Here is a 25,680-nt window from a genome sequence, read left to right as displayed (position 1 = left end):
ACCGCCTGGGTCTGGCTATCTCAGGCACGTTTGCTCGTACGCCGATTGTCCAATGCCTGAATTTGTCCTCACCCTCTTTACAAGTAAAGAAAAGTGACATCTCACACGTTCTAAATCAGCCAACACCGTACAGCCGCGACAGCAGCTAGAAGCATCAAAACCCCGCCCACAAACGCCACCCCCGCGTCAGCGGCGAAATCGCCGGCACCAGCCTACCCCCGCCTCAAACCCTCTCATGCCGTTACCGGATCGAGTGACCACGATCCTGCGGATGGCGCTGGTTTCGTGGTGAGGCTGCTCGGTAGCGGCATCCCTGCTCATTCATCCATCTGCCGGTACCGGTGCAAAGTGTCACGATATGTCACGCCGTGATGGTTTCGTGGTGGGGTGGGCGCGGTGGAAGAATTCTTCGGCCTATCAATCCGGTGCCACCGCGCCCACGACGGAAACGGGACGCTTGCAACTTCGTGGCCGGCCACTCCGCGAGCGACAGACGGCTTGAAGTTCGTGATGGCCGCTACCGGGGGGACCACCACGAATCCCTGGGCATTGGCCGGGTCGTGGTGCTCTGAACCGGTTACGGCACGAGTTCATTAGCACCCGGGGCCTGACGACGAAACCATTGGGGTCCCCAATGACGCCACGCCAGCCTCCTGCAAGGATCGCTTTCTCTTGGTCACTTCTCTTTACGAGTAAAGAGAAGTGACATCTCACACGTTCCAAAACGGCCAATACCGTACAGCCGCGACAGCAGCTAGAAGCAAGAAAACCCCGCCCACAAACGCCACGCCCGCGTCAGCGGGGCTACAGTCAGCGGGGCTACAAAGCAGCAATATCGTACCCAGACCTAAATCCCTACCCCCGCCTCAATCCCTCAACAGGATCCGCCTCAAAAGCCTCCCACAGCGCATCGCGCCGTTGCAACGCTTTGATGACCGCCGGATGGCGCAATTGCGCGACCGCCGAGACCAGCGCATTGCACAGGAAGAAAGCCGCCGTATAAGAGTCGAAAGGCGATGCATTGGCCGTGCGCACCAACAGATGGTGATCTGACAGCGGCACCAGTGGCGCGGCCGGACTGTCGCAAATCGCGATCACGCGCGCGCCGCGTTCGCGAAAGGCGCGCGCGATGCTCACCGGTGCGCTGGAATACCGCCGGATACTGAAAGTCAGCAGCACATCCTCCGGCTCCACCCACAGCATGGCATCCGTGGCTGTCACCGCGCCCGCGCCCAGTTCCTGGACTTGTGGCCGGCACATATTCAGATGCAGCGCCAGCCATGCGCCCACGGGCGCGCTGTTTTTCTGCGCCAGCACGAACAGCCGGCCGCGCGGCTCGGCCAGCAGGCGCGCGATCGCCTCGAAGGCGGCCATGTCCAGCCCTTCGTGGGTGGCCGCCAGGTTGTGCTGGTCGTGCAGCAGCGCGTCGTCCACGCAAGCTCGCAGGGTGCGCTTGCCGCCAATCGTGGCCGGCGCACGCTGGCCGGCGGTGGGCAGCAGCGCCGTCACGCTGGCCCGTGCCTCGCGCTGGGCATCGCCATAGCTGGCATAGCCCAGCTTGGCGAACAGCCGCACCACCGTGGAAGCGCTCGTGCCGTGCTGGGCAGCCAGCGCGGTGGCCGATTCCAGCAGCGCATGCGGATAGTCGCGGCCCAGTGCATCGGCCAAGGTGCGCTCGCGGGCGGTCAGCGTGGCCGCCTCGCGCGCAAGGCGCTCGAGCAAGGTAGCGTCACGTGAGGGAGTCTCCTGGGCATGTTTCATGGTCTTGACACGTTGCAATGCGTATTGCATGATCATATCACTTTTGCAATGCACGATTCACTCCCACACGAAGCAAGGAGCAAGCGGTATATGGCGGACAACGCAGCGGATAGCGACATGCATGCCCAGGCGGCAAGCGGGGTGATCGATTGGCTGGGCGGCCAGCAGGCTGAAATGCAGGCGCTCCTGCAGCGCATTGTCGACATCGACAGCGGCAGCCGGCAGGAAGCCGGCGTGACGGCCGTGGCAGAGGTCCTGCGCGCGCACCTGGAGGCCACCGGCATTGCGGTCACACTGCATGCCGTGCCCGGCTATGGCGTGTGCCTGGATGCGCTGGTGCCCGGTGCCGGCGATGGCGCGCCCATCCTGCTGATGGGCCATATGGACACCGTGTTCCCGGCCGGCACGGCCGCACGCCGCCCCTTCCGCGTGGAGGATGGGCTTGCCTACGGGCCCGGCGTGGCCGACATGAAATCCGGCCTGGTCATGAACGTATTCGTGGCCGAGGCCCTGGCGCGCTGCGGCGGCAACGCCTTGCCGGTGCGCCTGTTCTTTTCCTGCGACGAGGAAATCGGTTCCGGCGCCACCCGCGAACGGATCATGGACGTGGCGCGCGGCGCGCGCGCCGTGTTCAACGCCGAGCCCGGCCGCGTCAGCGGCAACCTGGTCACAGGGCGCAAGGGGTCGATGGTGGTGGAGTTCGAGGTGGAGGGCGTGGCCGCGCACGCCGGGGTCAACCATGCCCAGGGCGCCAGCGCTATCGACGCGCTCGCGCGCAAGATCCTGGCGCTGCATGCGCTGACCGACGCCGAGCGGGGCATCACCACCAATGTGGGCTGTGTGAAGGGAGGCATCGTGCCCAATATGGTGGCGCCACTTGCGCAGGCCGAGCTCGACGTGCGCTTTACCGCCGACACGGACATCGAAGCGCTGGTCGAGCAGGTGCGCGCGATCATCGAGGCCGAATCGCTGCCGCGTACCAAAGGCAGGATCACCGAGATGCGCCGCACCCGGCCGATGACCCAGACGCCCGCGGACCTGCTGGCGCTGTACCAGCGCGGCGCGCAGCACCTGGGCTTCTCGGTAGACGGCGAGTTCACCGGCGGCGCAGCCGATAGCGGGCTCACGTCCTCGGTGGGTACGCCCACGCTGTGCGGCACCGGCCCGGTGGGCGGCCATGCGCACACCGTGCGCGAGTACTGCGAGCTTGCCACTTTCGTGCCGCGCGCGCAGGCGGTGGCGCTGGCCGTCCTCGCACTGCGCTGAGCCGGGGCACCGCCCCCCGCACCCGATTTCTAACTACCTTCAACTCACTGCCATGCCGAACGTGCCATTCTCTCGCCGCCATTTCCTCCGCACCGGCCTCAGCGTAGCCGCGCTCGCGTGTGCCGCGCCGCTGGCCGCGCAAGCACAGGGCGCCTATCCCTCGCGCCCCATCACGCTGGTAGTGCCCTTCCCGCCTGGTGGTTCGGTGGACATCATGGCGCGCCAGTACTCGGAGCCGCTGTCGCGCATCCTCGGCGTGCCGGTGGTCGTCGACAACCGCCCGGGCGCGGGCGGCTCGGTCGCCACGCAATCGGTGGCGCGCAGCAAGCCCGATGGCTATACGCTGGTGGTGTCCTCCCAGAGCAGCCACCTGGCCAACCCGCTGACCCAGCCAAAGCTGGGCTATGACCCGATCAAGGATTTTGAGAACATCGCCATCCTGGGCCGCCAGCCCAACGCCCTGGTGGTGCATTCAAGCCTGCCGGTGCGGACTTTCGGGGAGTTCCTGGCCTACGCGAAGAAGAACCCGGGCAAGCTCGACTACGGCAGCGGCGGCGTTGGCAGCATGGGCCAGCTGAATGTGGAAATGCTCAAGGCCAGCACCGGCATCTACGCCACGCACATCCCCTATCGCGGCGGCACGCACCTGATCACGGCCGTGCTGAGCAATGAGGTCCAGTTCATCCTCGACAACCTGGTCATCATGCTGCCCTACATCAAGGAAGGAAAGGTGCGTGCGCTGGCGGTGGCTTCCGAGCAGCGCCTGCCGCAGCTGCCCGACGTGCCGACCATGGCCGAGCTGGGCTACCCGCAGCTCAACCTGAGCTCCTGGACGGGCATTGCCGCGCCTGCCGGCACGCCCGAGCCGGTGGTGCAGAAGCTCTACCAGGCGGTGCGCCAGGCCGCCAGCGACCCCGCCATGCAGACGGCGCTGCGCGCGCGCGGCGTGTTCCCGCCCGAGGAGATGGCACCCGCCGCCTTCGAACGCATGATGGCCGACCGGATGGTGCGTTACGGCGAAGTGGTCCGCAAGGCCAAGATTTCCGCGGATTGAGGGCGCGGGATTGAGCGCGCGGGATTGAGCGCGCGGACTAGGGCGGGACTAAGGCTTGGCGGTGGCCGCCCCGCCCTTGCCTTCCATGCCACCCGTTGCCGTCGCTCCGCCCGCGCGCAGCATGTCGATGACAAGCTGCATGGCGGGCGTGGGCGGACGGCTCCTGCGCAGCACCAGGCCATAGGGCGCAAGCCGGCCATGCAACGCTACCGGCAGCGTGGCGATCATGTTCAGGTCTTCGTAGTAGCGGGCCACCGAGGTGGGCAGCACGGCGAGCATGTCGGACTCGCGCAGCACGGATAGCGTGGTGAGGATCGACGAGGTCTCCACCGTGCTCACCGGCGGCGGCACGCGATTCTCGCGGAAGGTCTGGTCGATGATCTGGCGCATCGGGCTGGGGTGCGGCTGGATGATCCACGCGTACTCCGTCAGCGCGGCCAGCTTTAGCTTGCCGCGCGCCGCCGCCGGATGCCCCACGCGGGTGACGATCGACAGCGCCTCTTCCCCCAGCGTCTCGAACGACAACTCCTCCGACGGCCAGCCATCGGGGATGCGGCCCAGCACGATATCGATCTGGTCCTGCTGCAGCGCGTGCACGAGCACGTCGCTGGTATCGATCTGCACGATGATGTGCAAGCGCGGATGCGCCTGCTTGAGCTTGACGATCACGTGGGTGAGCAGGTCCGGCGCCGGCGCCATCACCGCGCCCACGCGCACTTTGCCTACATCGCCGGCCTGGATGGCGACAAGCTCCTCGCGCAGTTCATCCATGTCGGCAAAGACCACCCGCGCGTAACGCATCACCGCCTTGCCCGATACCGTCGGGTCCAGCCCGCGCGCGTGGCGCGTAAAGAGCGATACGCCGAGCACGTCTTCCAGTTCCTGAAGGGACTTGGTAGCGGCCGGCTGGGTCAGGGCCAGCCCTTCGGCCGCCTGGCGCAGCGAGGGCGACTCCGAGAGCGCCAGCATCAGTTGCAGGTGCCGCATGCGAAGGCGCTTGCGGATGGATGCGCTGGACGGGATGGATGGGATCGATGGAATGCTCACCGCGATAATCTCCGAGAATAGGCGGATCGTGATTTCCGCTATTTTGCTTATCGCGAATTCTCGCACGGCGTGGGTGGCAACAAGAACGGAGTGCCGCGTCAGGCGGTTGCCGCACTTCCTGCCTGCGGCGGCGCCTGCCCACCCCCTTTTCATGGCGACTTCGCTTCATTTCGACGCATTTAGCCTCACATTCCAGGCTTGCGGAGGGGTTTTCGGGCATACTGGCCAATTCCCTCCTATTGCGAAGCCGGCGTTCTGGCTTCCCCCCTCGATGCCCGGCTACCAAACCAAGCAAGAGAGCATCGCCGTGACGGGCGTCGCCGACCTGGTCATTCGCTCCTTGCTGGACAAGCAGCAGTACTCCGATCCCCTCGGCGAAGCCGAACGCATGGGCATTTCTTCCGCCATGTGGCCGCTGTTCGGGCTGCTGTGGCCGTCCGGCGCGCACCTGGCCGCGCGCATGGCGCTGCGCCCGGTGGACCCCACCGAGCGGGTGCTGGAAATCGGCTGCGGGCTGGGGCTGGCCAGCCTGGTGGGGCACCGCAGGGGTGCCGACGTGACCGCCAGCGACTGCCATCCGATGGCCGCCGCCTTCCTCGCGGAGAACGTACGCCTGAATGACCTCGCGCCAATGAAGTACCGGCACGGGCACTGGAGCGCCGCGGAGCACGAGCAAGATGCCCCTGCTGGCGCCGGCCCCGCCGATGTCCACGGCCATTTCGACCTGATCATCGGCAGCGACCTGCTCTACGAGCGCGATGCCAATGCCAACCTCGCCCACTTTATCGGGCGCCATGCCAGCCCCACGGTCGAGATCTGGATCATCGATCCCGACCGCGGCAACCGGCCCGCCTTCAACCGGCAGATGGCCGAGCAGGGTTTCGCGATGCGCGAGGAAAAGCTCGACCGCGTGGCCGCGCCCGGCATCGATGCCTACAAGGGCCGCCTGCTGGTCTACCGCTGGGCCATGGCACTGCCGCCGACGCCTGGCCTGCCTCTGCAGTAGGGCAGCAATGCCCCACACAAGGTTCTGGTAGTCACGCCTCGCGCACCCCACTGGCATGCAAAGCTTCGCTCACGGCTTCGAGCCCGGCTGCATCGAGGTCCCGCAGCGGCTGCCGCACATGACCGCCGCGCCAGCCGCGCAGATTCATGGCAGCCTTGGTGGACTGGGGCTGGCCCAGTTTGCGGGCGACCGCCCGCATGGGGTACCAGCGACGATGCAGGCCGCCGGCGTCCGCCGCGTTGCCAATGCGCACCGCATCGTAGGTAGCCTTGACCAACTCAGGCAGCGCGCAACTGTTGGTCGAGCTGACACCGTCGAACCCTAGTACCAGCGGCCCAAGCATCACGAGATCGGATGCGGCCAGTACGCGAATGCGACCGCTGACGCGCCCGACGAGCTGATCGACCGTGGTCGGATTGAGATCGCCTTGCTTGAGTGCGACCACTTGGGGCACATCGCACAGGCGCTCGATCAGCGGCACCGATAGCGTAATACCGACGCCCGGCGCGTTATAGATCATCACGCCGGTTCTGGAGAGCGGCGCCACTTCCTCAAAGAAGCGCACGATCTGGCCATCGGTGACTTCGGACACGAACGGCGGCATCAACATGGGCAATCCGCCCAGTTCGCCAGCCAACGAGGTCAGTTCCTTCACCACGCGCACATCGGCATGTGCGGTGCATAGCAATACAGGCACGCGATCGCCCACCACTTCCATGGCGTGGCGGAAGAGCGCTGCGCGCTCGGCGGTATTCATGGCCGGGAATTCGCCGTAGGTGCCGCCAATCAGAAGGCCGTCGTAGCCCAGGCCCAGCATGCGCTCGACGTTCTCCGTCAGCGCGGGGAGATCCAGGCTGCCATCCGCCGCGAAAGGCGTGACTGCGATATTGAACAGGCCGCGGGCACGCGCCAGGGATTCGTCTTGAGATTTCATAATGCCTCGGGTCAATGTTGAGACGTTAGCTGTGAAAAAAATAGGTGGCCGACCTAGGAATCGGCTGGAATACGAACAGGATTGGGATTAGAAATCGAGCTGGCTGAGCGGACGAATGCGTACGCCATCGCCTTCCATCGCGGCGCGCACCGCCCTGGCAATGGCAACCCCCTGCGGGTTGTCGCCATGCACGCAGATCGTGTGGACCCGCATGTCGAGCTTGCGGCCGCCAACGGTATGAATCGCCTGCTCCCGAACCATCTGCAAGGCACGTGCCGCCGCAACGCCCGGGTCGTGGATGACGGCGCCCGGCTGGTTGCGCGGCAGCGTTAAGCCGTTGTCGCCATAGAGACGATCCGCAAAGACCTCGCAGGCCATGCGCACGCCGCCCCGGCGGGCCGCGCGCTCGGTTTCATTGTGCGGCGTGCAGACCAGCACGAGATCCCGGTCAAGGGCGCGCATGGCGCCGATGAGTGCGTCGGATAGCTCGGGGCACTCGAAGGCCATCGTGGCCAGGGCGCCATGGAGCTTGACGTGCGTCACGCGATGGCCCACGGCCTGCGCCATCCCCTGCAGCGCGGCAATCTGGTAGATCAGCATCTTCTCGATGTCACCGGGACTGTCCCCGACGATCTTGCGCCGGCCAAAACCGTACAGATCGTTAAAGCCAGGGTGCGCACCAACATCGACGCCTCGCGACAGTGCCTGGGCCGCGGTCTGGTGCATGACGACGGGATCGCCGCCATGAAAGCCGCAGGCCACGTTGGCCGACGTGACGATGGCCAGCATGGCGCCGTCGTCCCCTATTTCATAAGGGCCAAAGCTCTCGCCCAGGTCTGAATTCAGATCGACTTCCCGCACTTTCATTCTCCGAAACGCCACTCGGCGCCGCTTGGTATACCACTGGCACGCAAAATGCATGCCATTTGCCGGGCAGCAGAATCCTGATGGCCGCATCCCCAAAATCGGGCGTTTCAACTGGAGAAAGCATGACAAGCAAGTTGCAGAAAATGGTTAGTACCGTGGCGGCCGCCGCGGCCTTGCTGGCAGGTGCAGCCCACGCGGCGGAACTGAACTTCGCGAGTTGGGGCGGTGCCTACCAGGGCGCGATCCGCGAGGCCTGGCTGAAGCCGTTCGCCAAGGACACTGGCGTCAAGCTGACGGAAGACACCGATCCGCAGGTCGCAAAGATCCGCGCCATGATCGACACCAAGACCGTGAACTGGGATGTGGTGACGGAGAACAGCGCACGGCTGACGCGCGGCATCAAGCTGGGCGTATTCGAAAAGATCACGCCGGAGATGGTGGATCAGAAGCACGTGATCCGCGGCGCGCGCAACGACTATGGTGTGCCGTCCGAGATCTTCTCGACCGTGGTGGGTTTTTCGTCCAAGACGTTCCCGGCCGGCAAGCCCCAGCCATCCACCTTCGCGGACTTCTGGGACGTGGCCAAGTTCCCGGGCAAGCGCACGCTGCAGGACGATCCGGCCACCGTCATCGAGGCCGCGCTGATCGCCGACGGCGTTGCGCCCGCCGACGTCTACAAGGTGCTCGCCACGCCTGCTGGCGTGGACCGCGCCATGAAGCAGATCGAGAAGATCAAGCCAAGCGTCGCCATGTGGTGGAAGAACGGCGCCGAGCCGGTCAACGCGCTAGGCAGCGGCGAGGTCGTCATGGCGCTGGGCTGGAACGGCCGCTTCCAGGCCGGCATCGATTCCGGGCTGCCGATCCAGATGGGTTGGGGCAACGCCGTGGCGCAGGTTGGCTACTTCGCCCTGGTCAAGGGTGCGCCGCATCGCGACGAAGCCCTGAAGCTGCTGAACTACATCATCCAGCCGAAGAACCAGGCCGAATTCAGCAAGCACATCGCCTACGGTCCCACCACCGAAGCCGCCTTTCCCCTGATCGACGAGGCCCGCAAGCAGCGCCTGCCTTCCACGCCCGAACGGCTGAAAAGCGCGTTGTTCCTCGACTCCGAATTCTGGGAAAAGCAGGGGCCGGCCATCGTCGAGCGCTACAACCAGATCCGCGCACGTTGATTCGTACCACCGCGAGGTAACTGCATCATGACAGGCACCGCCCTGCCCCTTCCCCCCGCCTCGACCGCACCCGCCGTGAGGCAGGCGCGCCGCCGTCCGAGCCGCGCGGCGGTGCTCGCCAGCTTGCCGTTGTTGCTCTTCCTGCTGTGCTTCTTTGTCGGGCCCATCGCGGGCCTGCTCAAGGAAGGCTTCTATCAGGACGGCGTGGCGACGCTGGCCAACTACCGCCACCTGATCGACACGCCAATCTACCGGATCGTGCTGGGCAACACCTTCACCATCGCCGCGGCGGTGACGCTGTCCTGCGTGCTGATGAGCTACCCGCTTGCCTACCTGATGGCCAGCGTGCGGCCCAATGTGGCCAAGCTGCTGTTCTTCGCGGTGCTGCTGCCGTTCTGGTCGAGCGCACTGGTGCGCACCTCTGCCTGGATCGCGCTGCTGGGCAAGAACGGGCCGCTCAATGCCCTCCTGACGGGCAGCGGCATTCTGGACCAGCCGATGGCCTTCCTCTACAACTTCACCGGTGTGATGATCGGCATGACCCATGTGCTGATGCCCTTCGTGGTGCTGCCGCTCTATGCCTCGTTCCGCTCGCTGGACCACACCCTGGTGCAGGCCGCGCAGAGTCTCGGCGCGGGTTCGGTGAGCATCTTCAGCCGCGTGGTGCTGCCGCTAACCAGCCCCGGGGTGGTGGCGGGCGGCATCATCGTCTTCATGAATGCGGTGGGCTACTACATCACGCCCTCGCTGATGGGAGGCCCGGCCCAGCGCATGGTGGCCGAGCTGATTTCCTACAACATCACCGAGGAACTGAACTGGGGCCTGGCCGCGGCGTTAGCCGCCGTGCTGCTGCTCACGGTGCTAGCATCGCTGTGGCTCTTCAATCGCCTCTTCGGCCTGGACAAGCTGATCGCCGGTTCGACCAGCAAGGGCAGCAGCACGCCTGGCACGGGGCGCACTCCGGGCGGTCGGCTCGCCGTGGCCGCCGGCATTGCCTGCGCCGTGTTCCTGGTGCTGCCGATCGTCATCGTGATCCCGATGAGCTTCGGCACCACCGATTTCCCGGTGTTCCCGCCGCCGCAGTATGGGCTGCGCTGGTACGCCAGTTTCTTCGACGACGCCAAATGGCTCGATGCTCTCTGGTCGAGCCTGCGCGTTGGCGCGATCGTGACGGTGCTGGCCACCCTGCTTGGCACCGCCGCGGCGCTGGGCGTGCACAAGATGGCGTCGGCGCGCAAGGGCTGGCTCGATGCCCTGTTCGTCGTGCCGATGTCGGTGCCGGCGATCATCACCGCTGTGTCCCTCTACTACCTGCTGGCGCCGCTGGGCTGGGTGGCCAACTCGCTGGCCATCGTCATCGGCCACACCGTGCTAGCCACGCCCTACGTCTACATCACGGTGCGCGCCGCGCTGCGCAGTTTCGATCCCAGCCTGGAACTGGCAGCGCTGAGCCTGGGCGCCCCGTGGCCGACCATGTTCCGGCTGGTGATGCTGCCGGCGCTGCTGCCCAGTCTCGTCGGCGGCGCGGTGTTCGCCTTCGTGACCTCGTTCGACGATGTCGTGATGGCGCTGTTCCTCACCACCATCCGTAACCGCACCCTGCCCAAACTGATGTACGAGGGCCTGGCGCACGATTTCGATCCAACGGTGATCTCCGCGTCCTGCGTGCTGATTGCCGCTACAGCGCTCATCCTGATGGCCAACCAGTTGCTGGGAAAGAAGAAAGGAGCATGACGATGCAAGCCACCCTCTCGCCAACCGCGTCCCCGCCCTATGCTGCGGCGCCTGCGCTGCAGCTCTCCGAGCGCCCCGAGGCCCAGGGCAAGGACATCTCGGTGCGCGCCGTGCGCAAGTCCTATGGCAGCACGGTCGCGCTGCCGGATGTCTCGCTATCGGTGGCACGCGGCGAATTCTGTACCCTGCTTGGCGCCTCGGGCTCGGGCAAGACCACGCTGCTGAAGATCATCGCCGGCTTCGAAGCGCCCGACACCGGCAGCGTGCACATCGCCGGCCGCGACGTCACCCACACGCCGATCGCCGAACGCAATATCGGCATGGTGTTCCAGAACTACGCGCTGTTCCCCCATATGTCGGTGTTCGAGAACGTAGCCTTTGCGCTTCGCATGCGGCGCCTCAACCATGAGGACATCAAGCGGCGCGTTGGCGAAGCGCTCGAGCTGGTGAGCCTGCAGGCCCTGGCAGCGCGCCTGCCACGCGAGCTCTCAGGCGGGCAACAGCAGCGCGTCGCGCTGGCCCGCGCGCTGGTCTTCATGCCGGACGTGCTGCTGATGGACGAACCGCTTGGCGCGCTCGACAAGAACCTGCGGCAGGCGATCCAGCTGCAGCTCAAGAAGCTGCACCACGACCTCGGCCTGACGGTGGTCTTCGTCACCCACGACCAGGAGGAAGCCATGAACCTGTCGGACCGCATCGTCATCATGGACCAGGGCCGCATCGTGCAAGCGGGCGCGCCCGCCGCGCTGTACCGCTCGCCCGATACGCCGTTCGTCGCGGGCTTCCTCGGCGAATGCAACTTCCTCGGAGAACCCGCCCGCGTGCTCGGGATCAGGCCGGAGAACGTGCGCGTTGGCGCGCAGCTTGGCACGTCGGACGTACGGCACGAGGGCCGCGTGGTGGCGTCGACCTTCTGCGGCCTGCACTGGAAGGTATTCATCGCCTGGCGGGACAGGACCATCGTTGCCTATGCGGCTGCCGGCATGGCTGGTACCGATCACGAGCCCGGGCGGCTCGTAGCCTGGGGGTTCAGCCCCAGCGACGCCATGGTGTTCGCCACCCAATGAGGGCCGGTGAGCACCAGCAGCGCGACAGCATATTCACTACCGCACCAACATGAAAACACTGACAAAAATCGAGACTGACCACGGCGCTGCCGCAAGCGAGCTGGACGACATCGCGCTGACCTCGACCACGCCCGCCGGGGACATCCCCGACCTGGCGGGCGATGCCTACAACACGCTGCTTGACATGATCCAGCTGGGCCGCTTGCGCACCGAGACGCCACTGCAGGAACGGGCGCTGGCGGCAACGCTGGGCATCTCGCGCACGCCGCTGCGCGAAGCCATGAGCCGGCTCATCGGCGGCGGCTTTGCCGTGCGCACGCCGCGCGGGCAGCTCATGATCAAGGAGCCCACGCTGCGCCAGTATCTGGAGATTCTCCAAATGCGGGGCCTGCTGGAAAGCGAAGCCGCCGCCCAGGCCGCGAGCCGGATGGACCCCAAGCATGCGCAATACGTCATCGCCCAGGTGGAGGCGCATCTGCTGGCGCGCAACACCACCAAGGACGAGAACCACAGGATCGATAACCTGCTGCACGACACCGTCGCCACGGCCAGCGGCAACCAGATGCTGGCGCAGACGATCCATGACCTGCGCATCAAGGCCAGATGCTTCGACCAGAACGGCGCACCCGAGCGTTTCGAGCCCTGCGCACGCGAGCATATCGCCATCCTGCAGGCCATCGCCGAGCGCAACCCCGACGCGGCGCGCGCCGCCATGAGCCTGCACCTCGCCAACGCACGCGCCGGCCTGGTTGCGCGCCATACAAACCTGTGACTCCGTGTGTCCATCAACACGTCCATCAACACGTCCATCAATGCTTCCATCAACCAGCAGATTCATACATGACAAGTACATCGCGCATTGACGAAAGCGCAAAGGGCGTCTTCATCATCTCCGCGACCCCCTTCACGGAACAGGGGGCGCTCGACCTGGAGAGCACCGACCGCCTGGTCGATTTCTACCTCGGCAAGAAGGTCGCGGGCATGACCATCCTCGGCATGATGGGCGAAGCGCCCAAGCTGTCGGAGGAGGAGTCCATGATTTTCGTGCGCCGCGTCCTCGAGCGGGTCGATGGCCGGGTGCCGGTGATTGTCGGGGTGAGCCACGCGTCGAATCAGCATGTGGAGCGCCTGGCGAGGACCTCGATGGCGCTCGGCGCGGCCGGGGTCATGCTGGCGCCAGCGGCAAACCTCAGGACCGACGACCAGGTTTATGGCTACTACGCCGCCATTGCGCGCCTGCTTGGACCGGATGTGCCGATCTGCCTGCAGGACTTCCCCCAGGCCACTGGCGTCTACACCTCGGTCGACGTCGTCCTGCGGATGGTGCGGGAATTCCCGCAGGTGGTGATGTTCAAGCACGAGGAGCTACCCGGCCTGCGCAAGCTCTCGCAGATTCGTGCCCAAAGCGAGGCGGAAGGCCTGCGTCGCATCAGCATCCTGGCCGGCAATGGCGGCCTGTTCCTGCCGCAGGAGATGCTGCGGGGCGCGGATGGCGCGATGACCGGCTTCGCCTACCCCGAGATGCTGGTCCAGGTCTGCGACCTTTTCGCCCAGGGTAGGGCCGGTGAAGCTGAAGACCTGTTCGATCTGTACCTGCCGCTGCTGCGCCATGAGTTCCAGTACGGCATCGGCCTGGCACTGCGCAAGGAAACCCTGCGCCGGCGCGGTGCGATCGCCAGTGCCGCGGTGCGCAAGCCCGGACCGGTGCTGGACGCAACCGACCTTGCGGAGCTGGAGCGGCTGATCGGCCGCCTGGAAGCCAGTTTGGCGAACGCCGGCCAGGCTGGTCACTGACGCCAGGGGAGACAGGGAAACAGCATGACTTTCGACTTCTGTATCACCGGCGCATCGATCGTGGACGGCAGCGGCAGACCCGCCTTCGTTGGCGACGTGGGCGTGAAGGACGGGAAGATCGCGGCCGTTGGTGAGCTTGCCCACGCCAGCGCGGTGGAACGCATCGATGGCCGTGGCCGGGTTGCCGCGCCTGGCTTCATCGACGTCCATACGCACGACGACCGCGCCTTGCTGATGCCGGGCGCGATGACGGCGAAGCTGTCCCAGGGCGTGACAACCGTCGTCACCGGCAACTGTGGACTCAGCCTGGCGCCTGCGCGGCCGGGCACCGCCATACCGCCTCCGCTGGACCTGATCGCCACGCCGGAATGGCTACGTTTTCCTGCCTTCCGCGATTACCTCCACGCCTTGGACGCGAACGGGACCGCGGTCAACGCCGTCTGCCTTGTGGGCCACCTGACGCTGCGGGCCAGCGTCATGGACAACCTGGAACGCCCGGCCACCCCGGCCGAATGCGATGCCATGCAGCGCCTGCTGGCAGACGCGCTCGAGGCAGGTGCCTGGGGCATGTCCACCGGCACCTTCTATCCGCCCGCGCGGCTTGCCACCACCGACGAAATCGTCGCGGTAGGCGAGCCCCTGCGGGCCCATGGCGCGCTCTATGCCACCCATATGCGCAACGAAGCCGAGAAGATCATCGATGCGCTGGATGAAACCTTCGAGATAGGCAGGCGGCTTGGCGTACGCGTTCTGATCTCGCACCACAAGCTGGCGGGCATCGCCAATCACGGGCGCTCCGCCGAGACGCTGAAGCACATCGCAGCCGCGATGCAAACGCAGCCGGTATCGCTGGATTGCTACCCCTACAACGCGTCTTCCACGGTACTGCGGCCGGAGTTCGTGGCGCGCGCCGCCGCCGTGATGGTCAGCTGGTCCACGCCACATCCGGAACATGCCGGCAGGCTGCTGGCCGATATTGCGCGCGAGATGGGCTGCGGCGATGAACAAGCCGCCGCGCGCCTGGCACCCGCCGGCGCCGTCTACTTCATGATGGACGAGGGCGACGTGCGCCGCATCCTTGCCTTCCCCAAAGCCATGATCGGCTCGGACGGCATGCCGCACGACGAGCATCCCCACCCGCGCCTGTGGGGAACATTTCCCCGAGTGCTGGGCCACTACTCGCGCGAGGAGCGGCTTTTCCCGCTGGTCACGGCAATCCACAAGATGAGCGGCCTGACCGCCGGCGAGCTCGGCATCGCCGACCGCGGCCATATCGCCGTTGGCCAGGCGGCCGATCTTGTGCTGTTCGACCCGGACACGGTCGGGGATCGCGCGACCTTCGCCAAGCCGGCCACGCTATCGGCAGGTATCGAGAGCGTCTGGGTCAACGGACGGCTGGCTTTCGCAAAAGGAGAAGTGCGGGACGATCGCGCGGGACGTGTACTGACCAGGACACCATCACAACCCGTCCAAGCGTAGCAATCCGTTTGGCACGTGTATTGCTTGCACTCCATTGGCATACCAATGGCACACAAGCCTCATATCAACCACCAACGCAATGCCATGTGCGATCGATCGATCCCCATGGGCGCGTATAGGAAAGCAGCGCAAGCCATGTCTGTTCTTAGCTTAGATACCCGCCTGGCGTCCCGCCTGAGCGCCGCGCGGCCGTCGGCCACGGGGGCTGTTGCCGAAGCCGCCCGCCTCATGGTGGCGCAAGGCCGCGCAGTCATCAGCCTGGCCGAGGGGGAACTCGACTTCGATACGCCCGCGCACATACGGCAGGCTGCCGTCGCCGGCATCATGGACGGGCATACGCGCTACACAAACGTGGCAGGCACGCCCCAACTCAGGGCCGCGATCGTGCGCAAGTTCGTACGTGACAATGCCCTGCACTACGACGAGAGCGAGGTCATTGCCGCGACGGGCGCAAAGCAGATTCTCTTCAATGCCTTGCTGGCCACCGTCAACGACGGGGACGAAGCCATTGTCGTGGCGCCCTGCTGGGTGTCCTATTCCGAGATGGTGCGCATTGCCGGAGGCACGCCAGTGGCGGTGACGCCGGCGGCCGATGCCGGCTTCAAGCTGACGCCGGACGCACTCGCCGCCGCCATCACGCCCAGGACACGCTGGCTGATGCTGAACTCACCCTGCAATCCTTCCGGATCACTCTACTCCGCCGACGAACTGCGTGGGCTGGCGGACGTGCTGCGCGCACATCCCCGCGTGCTCGTGATGTCAGACGACATCTATGAAAAGATCGTGTTCGAGGGCGAGTTCTGCTCCTTTGCGCAGGCGGCGCCGGACATGAAGGCACGCACGCTCACCGTCAATGGCGTCTCCAAGGCTTACGCCATGACGGGGTGGCGGCTGGGCTATGCCGGCGGCCCGCGGTGGCTGGTCAAAGCGCTGGAGATGTTGCAATCCCAAAGCACTAGCAACCCCAGCTCGGTTAGCCAGGCCGCGGCCATCGCCGCGCTCGACGGGCCGCAGGGTTTCCTGGAGGACTGGATGGCGCGCCTGCGCTGGCGCCGGGACCTTGCCATCGATCTGCTCGCGGGGGCGGCGCCGCTGTTGACCATGCGCACGCCGCCCGCGGCCTTCTACCTCTATGCGGATTGCAGCGGCACGCTTGGCATGCGCACGCCGGGCGGCAGCCTCATCGAAAGCGACCTGGACCTGGCGCGCTACCTGCTGGAGGAAGCGGGTGTCGCGGTCGTGCCTGGCACGGCATTCGGCCTGGCGCCGTACCTGCGGTTTGCCTATGCGGTCTCCGATGACCGTCTGCGCATGGCATGCGAGCAGATCGTCCGGGCCTGCCGCAGGCTGTCCAGGCCATGAAAGCGGCGGACATGGATGCACCGGCGCAACCCGGGAGCGTGGCGGAGCCCGGGCCTGCGCACCAGCGCCTGCGCGACGGATGGCACATCGAGCCCGCCGGCGACCGCTGCCTGTTGATCCGCCTGGGCAACCGGGTCGATGCCGAAGTCAGCCAGACAGTGCACGCGGTGACGGCATGGCTGTCCAGCCACGCCCTGCCTGGCGTCGTCGACGTGGTGCCGGCGTTCACCACGGTGGCCGTCCACTACCTGCCCGCCCAGTTGCCACGCGGCGAGGGCTCCGCCTCGCAGTCCCTGAGCGCGACCATAGACCATCTCCTGTCACAAGGCGTGCCCAGGATCGCGGGCTCCGCACGCCTGGTGGAAATTCCGGTGTGCTATGGCGGCGAGTACGGCCCCGACCTGGAAGACGTCGCGCACCAATGCAGTATCTCCACCGGCGAGGTCATCCGCCTGCATACCGCCGCGCCGCTCGTCCTCTATACGTTCTTCTTCGCGCCGGGCACCCCGTTCGCCGGACCGCTGGATCCCAGGCTGCAGGTGCCGCGCCGTGCGGTGCCGCGCACCCGTGTGCCGGCCGGGTCCGTGGCGATCGCCAACGGGATTTCCTCCATCTACCCAACTGAATCCCCCGGCGGGTGGAACCTCATCGGCCGTACGCCCTGGACCTTGTTCGACATCCGCAAGAGCCCGCCGACGCGCCTGCAGATCGGCGACCGCCTGCAATTCATGCCGATCACGCCACGCGAGTTCGAAGCGCTGCTGGAGCCGCACCAATGAACCATATGCTGGTTGAGAAGCCCGGGGTGTTTTCCCTCCTCCAGGACACGGGGCGCAACGGCTACCAGCGCTATGGCGTACCGGTCAATGGGCCGATGGACGAGTGGGCGCACCGCGTCGCCAATACCCTGGTAGGCAATGGCGAGGAGGCCGCCACCCTTGAGTGCACGCTGAAGGGACCCAGCATCAGCTTCTCCCGCAACACCCTGATCGCCCTGAGCGGCGCGGATATGCGGGTCACCGCGGGCGGTGCGCAGATACCGATGCACTGTGCCGTCGTGCTGCGCCACGGCGTACGCCTGGAGTTCGGCGAGCGCAGGTCGGGTGCCCGCTCCTATCTCGCGGTGCGGGGCGGATTCGATGCCCCGCTCGTGCTGGGCAGCCGCAGCACCTACGTGCGGGGCGGCTTCGGCGGCTTCGAAGGCCGCGCGTTGCGCCGCGGCGACCGGGTGCCGGTGGCATCGCCAAGGGGCGAAGTCCTGGAACTCGAGCGCATGATGATCCAGAGCGGCATGCCCTTCGTCGCCGCGGCGGCGCCGGACACCACACCACTGTCATCGGCCACGCAGGCGCTGCGCTTCGTACCTGGCCCGCAGTGGCAGTCCTTCACCAGCCAGGCGCGGCACGATTTCGAATCCGGGTGTTTCCGGGTTTCGGCGCAATCCGACCGCATGGGCTACCGGCTGGAAGGTCCCGAGTTGAGATTGGCGCAGCCACTGGAAATGATCTCCGAAGTCGTGACCTTCGGCACCGTCCAGGTGCCACCGGGCGGTAGTCCCATCGTGCTGATGGCCGACCGCCAGAGCGCCGGCGGGTATCCGAAACTGGCCTATGTCGCCAGTGCCGACCTGCCGTCGCTGGCGCAGGCCCTGCCAGGCGATGCGCTGCGCTTCCAGGCCATCACCCAAGCCGAGGCAGAGGCACTCTGCCTGGAAGTCGAAGATCGCTTTGCCCGCGTCAGCGTACTGGGCGCAAAGGCGCTTGGCCTCTCCATCCCATAACGCAAAAGGAATCCATCATGCCGTTCATCGATATCAACTGCGATATGGGCGAGAGCTTCGGGCCCTGGGTCATGGGCAACGACCGCGCGATCCTGCAGCATGTCACCTCCGCCAACATTGCCTGCGGATTCCATGCCGGGGATCCGGACACGATGCTCGAGACGGTCCGTGCGGCCGCGGCCGCCGGCGTGGCGGTTGGCGCGCATCCGGGACTCCCCGATTTGCAAGGCTTCGGCCGCCGCGCCATGGCCATGATGCCAGGCGAGGTCTATGCCCTCATCGTGTATCAGGTGGGAGCCATGCTGGGCGTCACCCGCGCGGTGGGGGTCCCCCTGCACCACGTGAAGACACACGGCGCGCTCTACAACATGACCGCGCGCGACCCGGCGCTTGCCCAGGCGGTAGCGCAAGCCGTGCACGACATCGATCCCAAGCTGATGGTCTACGTCGCCAACGCCAACATGGCGAGCGCCGCCCGCGCGATGGGCCTGCGCGTGGCCTTCGAGGTCTATGCGGACCGCAGCTACCAGGACGACGGCACGCTGACCCCGCGCTCCGAGCCGCACGCGATGATCGAAGACGTGGCGGAATCGATCGCCCAGGTCAAGCGCATGGTGACCGATGGCAGCGTGATCTCGCTCGCAGGCAAGACCGTTCCCATCGCAGCCGACACGCTCTGCATCCATGGAGACCAGCCCGGCGCGGCGGTATTCGCGGCGCGTATCCGCGCCGCGCTCGATGCCGATGGCATCGGCGTGCGGCCCGTCTGACGTATTCCGCCACCGATGCACGAAACGCTCACGAAACGCACACGCCCCGCGCCCCATTCCGACCGACCCTCCCCACACCAAGGTGATCCTCATGTCTTCCAAGCTGACTCCGCGCCCCAAGCGCATGCTCAACCTCGCGGCGTGCGCCGTTGCGCTGGCACTCGGCACGCTCGCTGGCACCGGCGCGCATGCGCAGACGCGCGGCGGCACGTTGCGCGCGATCGCGCAGCCCGAGCCACCCACGCTCATGCTCGGCCTCAATCAGCAAACGCCCACCCAATACGTGGCGGGCAAGATCTATGAAAGCCTGCTGACGTGGACGCCGGACATGAAGCCGAAGCCGGGCCTGGCCAGGTCCTGGACCATCTCGCCCGACGGCAAGGTCTACACGTTTGAGTTGCAGCCGAACGTCAAGTGGCACGATGGCAAGCCGTTCTCGGCAGACGACGTTGTGTTCTCGGTCGACAAGTTCCTGCGCACGGTGCACCCGCGCGCGCGGGTCATCATCGAGCAGTTCGTGGACACCGTGAAGGCACTCGGCCCAAACAAGGTGCAGATCACGCTGAAGGCGCCATTTGCTCCGTTTCTGAAAGCCTTCGTCAGCGACAACATGCCGATCGTGCCCAAGCACATCTATGACGGCACCGACTACGCCAAGAACCCGGCCAACCAGACGCCAATCGGGACCGGCCCGTTCAAGTTCAAGGAGTGGAAGAAAGGCGCGTACATCATCCTCACGCGCAACCCCGATTACTGGCAAGCCGGCAAGCCTTACCTGGACGAGATCGTCTTCAACGTGATTCCCGATGCAGCCTCGCGCGCGGTTGCTTTCGAGCGCGGCGACGTTCAGGTGGTGAGTGCAGGTGACGTGGACAACGTGGAGGTGAAACGTCTCAAGGCGCTGCCGGGCGTGCAATACACGACGAAGGGCTGGGAGATGTTCTCCAAGCTGGCCTATATCCAGATGAACCAGCGCAAGCCGCCTTTCGACAACGTCAAGGTGCGCCAGGCCGTGATGGAGGCCATCAACCGCAAGTTCGTCGTGAACAGCATCTTCTTCGGTCTCGGCAAGGTTGCCACAGGTCCGATTTCTTCCACCACGCCCTTCTACGATGCCAACGTGCCGGCCTACAACTTCGAACTGAAGAAAGCACGCGCGCGGATCAAGGAGTCGGGTGTCGACCCCGCGAAGACGCCGATCAAGATCCTGTCGTATCCCTACGGCGCGACCTGGGACCGGCTCGGCGAGTACACGCGCCAGAGCCTCGAACAGCTTGGCTTCAAGGTCGAGATAGAGTCGGCGGATGCGGGCACGTGGGCCAAGCGCGTCTCGGATTTCGATTTCGACCTCACCTTCAGCTTCACGTCGCAATATGGCGATCCGGCACTGGGCGTCTCGCGTCTTTACCTGGCCCGCAACATGGTCAAGGGCTCTGCATTCGTCAACAACCAGGGATACCGGAACGACGCGGTTGACGCGATGTGGGACAAGGCAGCCGCCGCGACCTCTAACGACGAGCGCCAGAAGCTGTACTCCAGCATCCAGAAGACACTCGTGGAAGAGGTGGCGAACGGGTACCTGTTCGAGATGGAGATTCCGACGCTCTACAACGCGAAGGTGCACAACCTGATCCAGACGGCGATCGGTCTTAACGACACATTCGCCGATGCCTACATCGACAAGTAAGCACCGGTGCGCGGCGATGCGCCGGGCAAGTGGCACGGCGCATCGCTCCTCCTCGTCAACCTTCTTGGAATCTATTCCGTGGATAAGGCACTGTCAGTGTTCGCGCGGCTCGGCAAGGCAGCCCTGGTCGTGCTGGGCGTCGTCGTCGTCAACTTCCTGTTGATCCGCCTGGCGCCGGGCGATCCGGCCGCCGTGCTGGCGGGCGAATCGGGGGCCTCGGACCCCACCTACGTGGCACAGCTACGGCAAGAGTTCGGCCTCGACAAGCCGGTCTATGTGCAACTGGCGAGCTACCTGAACGGCGTGGCGCACCTCGACCTGGGCTACTCATACCGTGAGCGCTTGCCGGTGCTCGATATCATTCTCGACCGCCTGCCCGCCACGCTGCTGCTGATGTCGTGCGCGTTCGTCTTCGCGCTGGTGTTCGGCGTGTTGTTCGGTGTGGTGGCCTCGCGCAGCCGCTATCAGGGCACGCACCCATGGCTCGACAGCGTGCTGATGACGGGATCGCTTCTGATCTACGCCACGCCGCAGTTCTGGCTGGCACTGCTGGCCATTCTCTTCTTTTCCCTGCACCTGGGCTGGCTGCCGCCCTACGGCATGGAGACAGTCGGGGGCGCGTTGACCGGCTGGGCGCGCGTGCGCGACGTTGCGCATCACCTGGTGCTGCCTACCGCGTCGCTCGGCTGCTTCTTCATGGCGGTCTACGCGCGGCTGACGCGCGCTTCCATGCTCGAAGTGCTGGGCATGGATTTCATCAAGACGGCGCGCGCCAAGGGGGTTTCAGTGGGCGGGACCATCCGCCATCACGCGCTGCGCAATGCCTTGCTGCCGGTGGTGACTTTCGCGGGGATCCAGCTGGGGCAGATGGCCGGCGGCGCGGTGCTTACCGAAACCGTATTCGGATGGCCCGGCATCGGACGGCTGATGTTCGATGCGCTGCTCCAGCGCGACTATCAATTGCTGCTCGGTGTGTTCCTGGTGACATCGACGATGGTGGTGGTCTTCAACCTGCTCACCGATCTCGCCTACCGGCTGATCGATCCACGCATCCAGCAAGCCTGAGGAGCCTCACATGTCTTTCCTGAAACGATTCGTCGCCAACCGCGGCGCGGCCGTCGGCCTCGCGCTGCTACTGGTGGTGATCCTGACGGGCATCCTTGCCCCGACGCTCTATCAAGATCCCCCATGGATGATGGTGGCGGAGCCGCTGCTCGGCCCGTTCGCCGACACCGCGTATCCGCTGGGCACCGATATGTTGGGCCGCGACATCGCGGCGGGCCTCGCCTACGGCGCGCGGGTGTCGCTGATGATCGGCGTGATCTCTACGCTGGTGGCGGTCCTGATCGGCCTCGTGGTGGGTGCCCTGGCGGGCTACCACGGCGGCCGCGTGGACGACGCCCTGATGCGGGGGACGGAGTTCTTCCAGACCATTCCACAGCTGGCCATGGCACTCGTCCTGGTGGCGATCTTCAAGCCGTCGCTGTACTCGATCGTCGGGGCCATCTCCATGGTGTCGTGGCCGCCGGTGGCGCGCCTGGTGCGATCCGAGTTCATGACGCTCAAGCAGCGGGAATTCGTGCAGGCCGCCATCGTGATCGGCCAGAAGCCGGCCCGGATCATTTTCACCCAGATCCTGCCCAATGCCGCCTCGCCGATCATCGTGACGGCCTCGCTGATGACCGCGACGGCCATCCTGACCGAATCGGCGCTGTCTTTCCTCGGGCTGGGCGACCGCAACCTGATGAGCTGGGGATTCATGATCGGCGCCGCGCGCACGATGCTCCGCGAAGCGCCGTGGATGAGCCTCTGGCCCGGCATTGCCATCATGCTGACGGTGCTGGCCATCAATCTGATCGGCGAGGGGCTCAACGACGCCCTCAACCCTCAACTGCGCAAGCGGGGAGCTTAATACCGTGGCTACAGGCAATCCAGGCAATCCAGGCCAGGGCGCCGCCCTGCTCTCCATCCGCGGATTAAGCATCCCGCTTCCGGCTGGCGGCGACCGCCAGTATGCCGTGCGCGATGTGTCGTTCGACATCCGCGCCGGCGAGATCCTCTGCATCGTCGGCGAATCCGGATCGGGGAAATCGATGAGTGCCAACGCCATCATGGGCTTGCTGCCCACCTATCTGCGTCCGCAGCAGGGGCAGATCCTGCTGCACGGCGAGGATCTGCTCGGCATGGACGAGGCGGCGCTGCGCGGCATGCGCGGCAGGGACATGGCGATGATCTTCCAGGAGCCGCTGTCGGCGCTCAACCCGCTGCAGCCGGTGGGCGCGCAGATCGCCGAGGTCATGCGCGTCCATGCGGCCTATCCAGGTCCGGCACGCGAGGCCCGTGTACTAGAACTGCTCGACTTCGTCGGCTTGCCGGATCCGGCAGGGTTGTTTCATGCCTGGCCGTTCAGCCTTTCGGGTGGCCAGCGCCAGCGCGTGATGATCGCGATGGCGCTGGCGCTGGAGCCGGCGCTGCTGATCGCCGACGAGCCCACCACGGCGCTGGACGTCACCACGCAGGCGCAGATCCTCGCGCTGATCGCCCGCATCCAGCGCGAGAAAGGCATGGGTGTCATGTTCGTGACGCACGATTTTGGCGTCGTGGCCGAAATCGCGGATCGTGTCGTGGTGATGGAGAAGGGCCTGCTGGTCGAGGAGGGTACGGCCGACCAGGTGCTGAACCGCCCCCGCCATCCCTACACGCAGCGGCTGATCGCCAGCGTGCCGTCACGCCGGCCGGGCAATCGCGAAAACAAAGACCCGGCCGACGCAGCGAACGGATATCCGGTGCTGCGCGTCGAAGCGCTGCGCAAGACCTATGTCAGCCCGGGCGGGCTGTTCAAACGCAAGCGCGTGGTCGAAGCCGTCAAGGACGTGAGCTTCTCGGTCGGCGCCGGCAAGACGCTGGGTATCGTCGGCGAGTCGGGTTCAGGCAAGTCCACGATCGGCAAATGCCTGCTCAAGCTGACCGGAACCGACGGCGGTGGGATGTATTTTGATGGGCGCGACATCGCCCCGTTGAGCGAGCGGGAGTTCCGGCCGTTACGCCGCCATATCCAGATGATCTTCCAGGACCCGTTCGCCTCGCTCAATCCGCGCCATACGGTGGGGCGCATCCTCTGCGATGGCCCGCTCGCGTGTGGCGTGTCCCGGGAACAGGCACTGGCGAGAGCGCGCGAGCTGTTGCAGCTCGTCGAGCTCGATGCCTCGGCATTCGACCGCTATCCGAGCCAGTTCTCCGGCGGCCAGCGCCAGCGCATCGGCATCGCGCGGGCGCTGGCGATGGAGCCGCGGCTGATCGTGGCCGACGAATCGGTATCTGCGCTCGATGTCTCCGTGCAGGCGCAGGTGCTGCGGCTGCTTCGCGCCGTGCAACAGCGCCTCGGCATCGCGCTGGTCTTCATCACCCACGATCTGCGTGTGGCGGCGCAGATTTGCGACGCGGTGCTGGTCATGCACCGGGGCAGCGTGGTCGAACAGGGCAGCCCTGCCCAGATCTTCGAGACACCCCAGCATGCCTACACGCGCCAGCTCATCGACGCGATGCCGGGGCGTGACTGGGATCCGTCACTTGCCAAGCAGACGGCCACGCAAGCCGAGGTGCAGGCAGACACGATGGCAACCATCCCATGACCATCGCCGAACCGGATTTCGCCCTCGCCACCGCGCTGTTCGACCGCTTGCGCGAACAAAGTTTTGACGGCGTCGGCGTCACGCGAGACAGCTACGGCGCAGGCGAGCAGCGGGCGCACCGGCTTGTCGCCGACGCCGCCCGCGCGCTCGAACTGCAGGTGGCGACCGATGCGGCGCTCAATCTCTATCTGACATTGCCGGGCACGGATCGCGGTGCTGCAGCGGTCATGACGGGTTCGCATCTCGACTCGGTACCGCGCGGTGGTAATTTCGACGGCGCCGCCGGGGTCGTCGCCGGTCTCGCCGTGCTGGCTGGCTGGCGCAAGGCGGGCTTTGTGCCGCGTCGCGAAGTCACCGTAGCCGCAATCCGCGCCGAGGAGAGCGCTTGGTTTCCGGTGTCCTATGCCGGCAGCAAGGCCGCCTTCGGACTACTGGAGCCGCAGGCGCTTGACAGCGTGCGTGCCGACACCGGGCGCAGCCTGGCCGACCATCTGCGTGAAGCCGGCGGACGGCCGGACGACGTCCGCGCGGGCCTGGCGTATCTGTGCGCCGACCGCATCGATTGTTTTGTCGAACTTCATATCGAGCAGGGACCGGTGCTGCTGGAGGCGGGCGACGTCGTGGGCATCGTCACCGGCATCTGCGGCAGCCAGCGCTACCGGCATGCCCGCGTGCAGGGAGCCTATGCGCATTCCGGCGCGACGCCGCGCAGCCACCGGCAAGACGCCGTGGTCGCGACCGCGGCGCTGATCCACGCGCTGCAACAGGACTGGATCGCACTCGAGGCGCAAGGGCATGAACTCACGCTGACGTTCGGCCGCTGCATGACGGACCCGTATCAGGCCGACTTCAGCAAGGTCGCCGGCCTGGTCGAATTCAGTATCGACATGCGTTCCCGCAGCCGCGCCACGCTCGACCTGATGGATGCGCGGGTACACGCTGCCGCGGCAGGCATTGGCACGCAGCACCACGTGCAAGTCGATCTCGGTGCCGCGTCGTCCAGTGCCGCGGCACAGATGGATCCGTCGCTCCAGCACGCCCTGCTCTGCTCCGCGAGCCAGGGCGGCGTACGCGCGCGGGCCATGCCCAGCGGCGCGGGACATGACGCGGCACTGTTCGCCGCCCAGGGCATACCCGCTGCGATGATCTTCGTGCGCAATGCCCATGGCAGCCACAACCCCGACGAGTCGATGGACCTCGCCGACTTCACCGTCGCCACGCGGCTGCTGGCCGGCACGTTAGCAGCGCGTGCGGGCTAGGATGCCTGC

At 66.0% G+C, this 25,680-nt stretch carries 22 protein-coding genes; 18 read left to right on the top strand and 4 right to left on the bottom strand.

The window, feature by feature from the left end:
* Positions 1–855 precede the first annotated feature (855 nt).
* On the bottom strand, positions 856–1,761 hold the full coding sequence (locus tag AC1RQK_RS23185; RefSeq protein WP_492372773.1) for a MurR/RpiR family transcriptional regulator: 906 nt from the start codon (positions 1,759–1,761) through the stop codon (positions 856–858).
* Positions 1,762–1,851: 90 nt separating this feature from the next.
* On the opposite strand from AC1RQK_RS23185, the gene AC1RQK_RS23180 reads away from it, so the two are divergent.
* The gene (locus AC1RQK_RS23180) at positions 1,852–3,027 is read left to right on the top strand and encodes a M20 family metallopeptidase (protein WP_492811387.1); all 1,176 of its coding nucleotides are present in this window, start codon (positions 1,852–1,854) and stop codon (positions 3,025–3,027) included.
* Between the two features lie 52 nt (positions 3,028–3,079).
* Entirely contained in the window at positions 3,080–4,081 is a 1,002-nt protein-coding gene (locus AC1RQK_RS23175; RefSeq protein WP_492811385.1) for a Bug family tripartite tricarboxylate transporter substrate binding protein, read from the top strand.
* Between the two features lie 48 nt (positions 4,082–4,129).
* On the opposite strand, the gene AC1RQK_RS23170 is transcribed toward AC1RQK_RS23175, so the two are convergent.
* The gene (locus tag AC1RQK_RS23170) at positions 4,130–5,068 is read right to left on the bottom strand and encodes a LysR family transcriptional regulator (RefSeq protein WP_492811406.1); all 939 of its coding nucleotides are present in this window, start codon (positions 5,066–5,068) and stop codon (positions 4,130–4,132) included.
* 331 nt (positions 5,069–5,399) lie between these two features.
* Between AC1RQK_RS23170 and AC1RQK_RS23165 the strand changes: the two genes are divergently transcribed.
* Positions 5,400–6,134: a class I SAM-dependent methyltransferase gene (locus AC1RQK_RS23165; RefSeq protein ID WP_492811383.1), complete on the top strand. Its 735-nt coding sequence runs from the start codon at positions 5,400–5,402 to the stop codon at positions 6,132–6,134.
* 31 nt (positions 6,135–6,165) lie between these two features.
* Here AC1RQK_RS23165 and AC1RQK_RS23160 read toward each other — a convergent pair whose 3' ends face one another.
* Both AC1RQK_RS23160 and AC1RQK_RS23155 read right to left on the bottom strand, forming a co-directional pair.
* On the bottom strand, positions 6,166–7,068 hold the full coding sequence (locus AC1RQK_RS23160) for a dihydrodipicolinate synthase family protein (protein ID WP_492811381.1): 903 nt from the start codon (positions 7,066–7,068) through the stop codon (positions 6,166–6,168).
* An 87-nt stretch (positions 7,069–7,155) separates the two neighbouring features.
* A complete protein-coding gene (locus AC1RQK_RS23155; protein ID WP_492811379.1) occupies positions 7,156–7,929 on the bottom strand; it encodes a LamB/YcsF family protein in 774 nt (257 codons plus the stop codon).
* A 128-nt stretch (positions 7,930–8,057) separates the two neighbouring features.
* On the opposite strand from AC1RQK_RS23155, the gene AC1RQK_RS23150 reads away from it, so the two are divergent.
* The 15 genes from AC1RQK_RS23150 (at position 8,058) to AC1RQK_RS23080 (ending at position 25,671) form a co-directional block, all read left to right on the top strand.
* A complete protein-coding gene (locus AC1RQK_RS23150) occupies positions 8,058–9,107 on the top strand; it encodes an ABC transporter substrate-binding protein (RefSeq protein ID WP_045242071.1) in 1,050 nt (349 codons plus the stop codon).
* A gap of 27 nt (positions 9,108–9,134) precedes the next feature.
* The gene (locus AC1RQK_RS23145; protein WP_253927698.1) at positions 9,135–10,841 is read left to right on the top strand and encodes an ABC transporter permease subunit; all 1,707 of its coding nucleotides are present in this window, start codon (positions 9,135–9,137) and stop codon (positions 10,839–10,841) included.
* A gap of 2 nt (positions 10,842–10,843) precedes the next feature.
* Positions 10,844–11,908 carry an ABC transporter ATP-binding protein gene (locus AC1RQK_RS23140; protein ID WP_253927697.1) on the top strand — a complete coding sequence of 355 codons (1,065 nt, stop codon included), beginning with the start codon at positions 10,844–10,846 and terminating at the stop codon, positions 11,906–11,908.
* 49 nt (positions 11,909–11,957) lie between these two features.
* Positions 11,958–12,680, top strand: coding sequence for a GntR family transcriptional regulator (locus tag AC1RQK_RS23135; protein WP_253927696.1), 723 nt, complete (start codon positions 11,958–11,960; stop codon positions 12,678–12,680).
* Between the two features lie 68 nt (positions 12,681–12,748).
* Complete coding sequence (locus tag AC1RQK_RS23130) at positions 12,749–13,702, top strand: dihydrodipicolinate synthase family protein (RefSeq protein ID WP_492372767.1); 954 nt, start codon at positions 12,749–12,751, stop codon at positions 13,700–13,702.
* Between the two features lie 24 nt (positions 13,703–13,726).
* Complete coding sequence (locus tag AC1RQK_RS23125) at positions 13,727–15,181, top strand: N-acyl-D-amino-acid deacylase family protein (RefSeq protein ID WP_492372766.1); 1,455 nt, start codon at positions 13,727–13,729, stop codon at positions 15,179–15,181.
* 135 nt (positions 15,182–15,316) lie between these two features.
* On the top strand, positions 15,317–16,543 hold the full coding sequence (locus AC1RQK_RS23120; RefSeq protein ID WP_492372765.1) for a pyridoxal phosphate-dependent aminotransferase: 1,227 nt from the start codon (positions 15,317–15,319) through the stop codon (positions 16,541–16,543).
* On the top strand, positions 16,498–17,322 hold the full coding sequence (pxpB, locus tag AC1RQK_RS23115) for a 5-oxoprolinase subunit PxpB (RefSeq protein ID WP_492372764.1): 825 nt from the start codon (positions 16,498–16,500) through the stop codon (positions 17,320–17,322). Before AC1RQK_RS23120 ends, pxpB begins: the two co-directional genes overlap by 46 nt.
* On the top strand, positions 17,319–18,323 hold the full coding sequence (locus AC1RQK_RS23110) for a 5-oxoprolinase subunit C family protein (protein ID WP_492372763.1): 1,005 nt from the start codon (positions 17,319–17,321) through the stop codon (positions 18,321–18,323). Before pxpB ends, AC1RQK_RS23110 begins: the two co-directional genes overlap by 4 nt.
* Positions 18,324–18,340: 17 nt before the next feature.
* On the top strand, positions 18,341–19,093 hold the full coding sequence (locus AC1RQK_RS23105) for a LamB/YcsF family protein (RefSeq protein WP_492372762.1): 753 nt from the start codon (positions 18,341–18,343) through the stop codon (positions 19,091–19,093).
* A gap of 91 nt (positions 19,094–19,184) precedes the next feature.
* Positions 19,185–20,780 (top strand): ABC transporter substrate-binding protein, encoded by a 1,596-nt coding sequence (locus AC1RQK_RS23100; RefSeq protein ID WP_492372761.1) that lies wholly within the window; start codon positions 19,185–19,187, stop codon positions 20,778–20,780.
* Between the two features lie 78 nt (positions 20,781–20,858).
* Positions 20,859–21,845 carry an ABC transporter permease gene (locus tag AC1RQK_RS23095; RefSeq protein ID WP_492811373.1) on the top strand — a complete coding sequence of 329 codons (987 nt, stop codon included), beginning with the start codon at positions 20,859–20,861 and terminating at the stop codon, positions 21,843–21,845.
* A gap of 10 nt (positions 21,846–21,855) precedes the next feature.
* Positions 21,856–22,692, top strand: a complete 837-nt coding sequence (locus tag AC1RQK_RS23090) for an ABC transporter permease (protein ID WP_492372760.1) — start codon at positions 21,856–21,858, stop codon at positions 22,690–22,692.
* A gap of 4 nt (positions 22,693–22,696) precedes the next feature.
* The gene (locus tag AC1RQK_RS23085) at positions 22,697–24,412 is read left to right on the top strand and encodes an ABC transporter ATP-binding protein (RefSeq protein ID WP_492372759.1); all 1,716 of its coding nucleotides are present in this window, start codon (positions 22,697–22,699) and stop codon (positions 24,410–24,412) included.
* A complete protein-coding gene (locus AC1RQK_RS23080) occupies positions 24,409–25,671 on the top strand; it encodes a Zn-dependent hydrolase (protein WP_492372758.1) in 1,263 nt (420 codons plus the stop codon). The genes AC1RQK_RS23085 and AC1RQK_RS23080 overlap by 4 nt, the downstream gene beginning before the upstream one ends.
* The last annotated feature ends 9 nt before the right edge of the window (positions 25,672–25,680 follow it).

The sequence above is a fragment of the Cupriavidus sp. GW822-FHT02D05 genome, from assembly GCF_058802485.1.
Note: the sequence above shows the minus strand (reverse complement) of the source record. Positions and strands in the feature narration are given on the sequence as shown.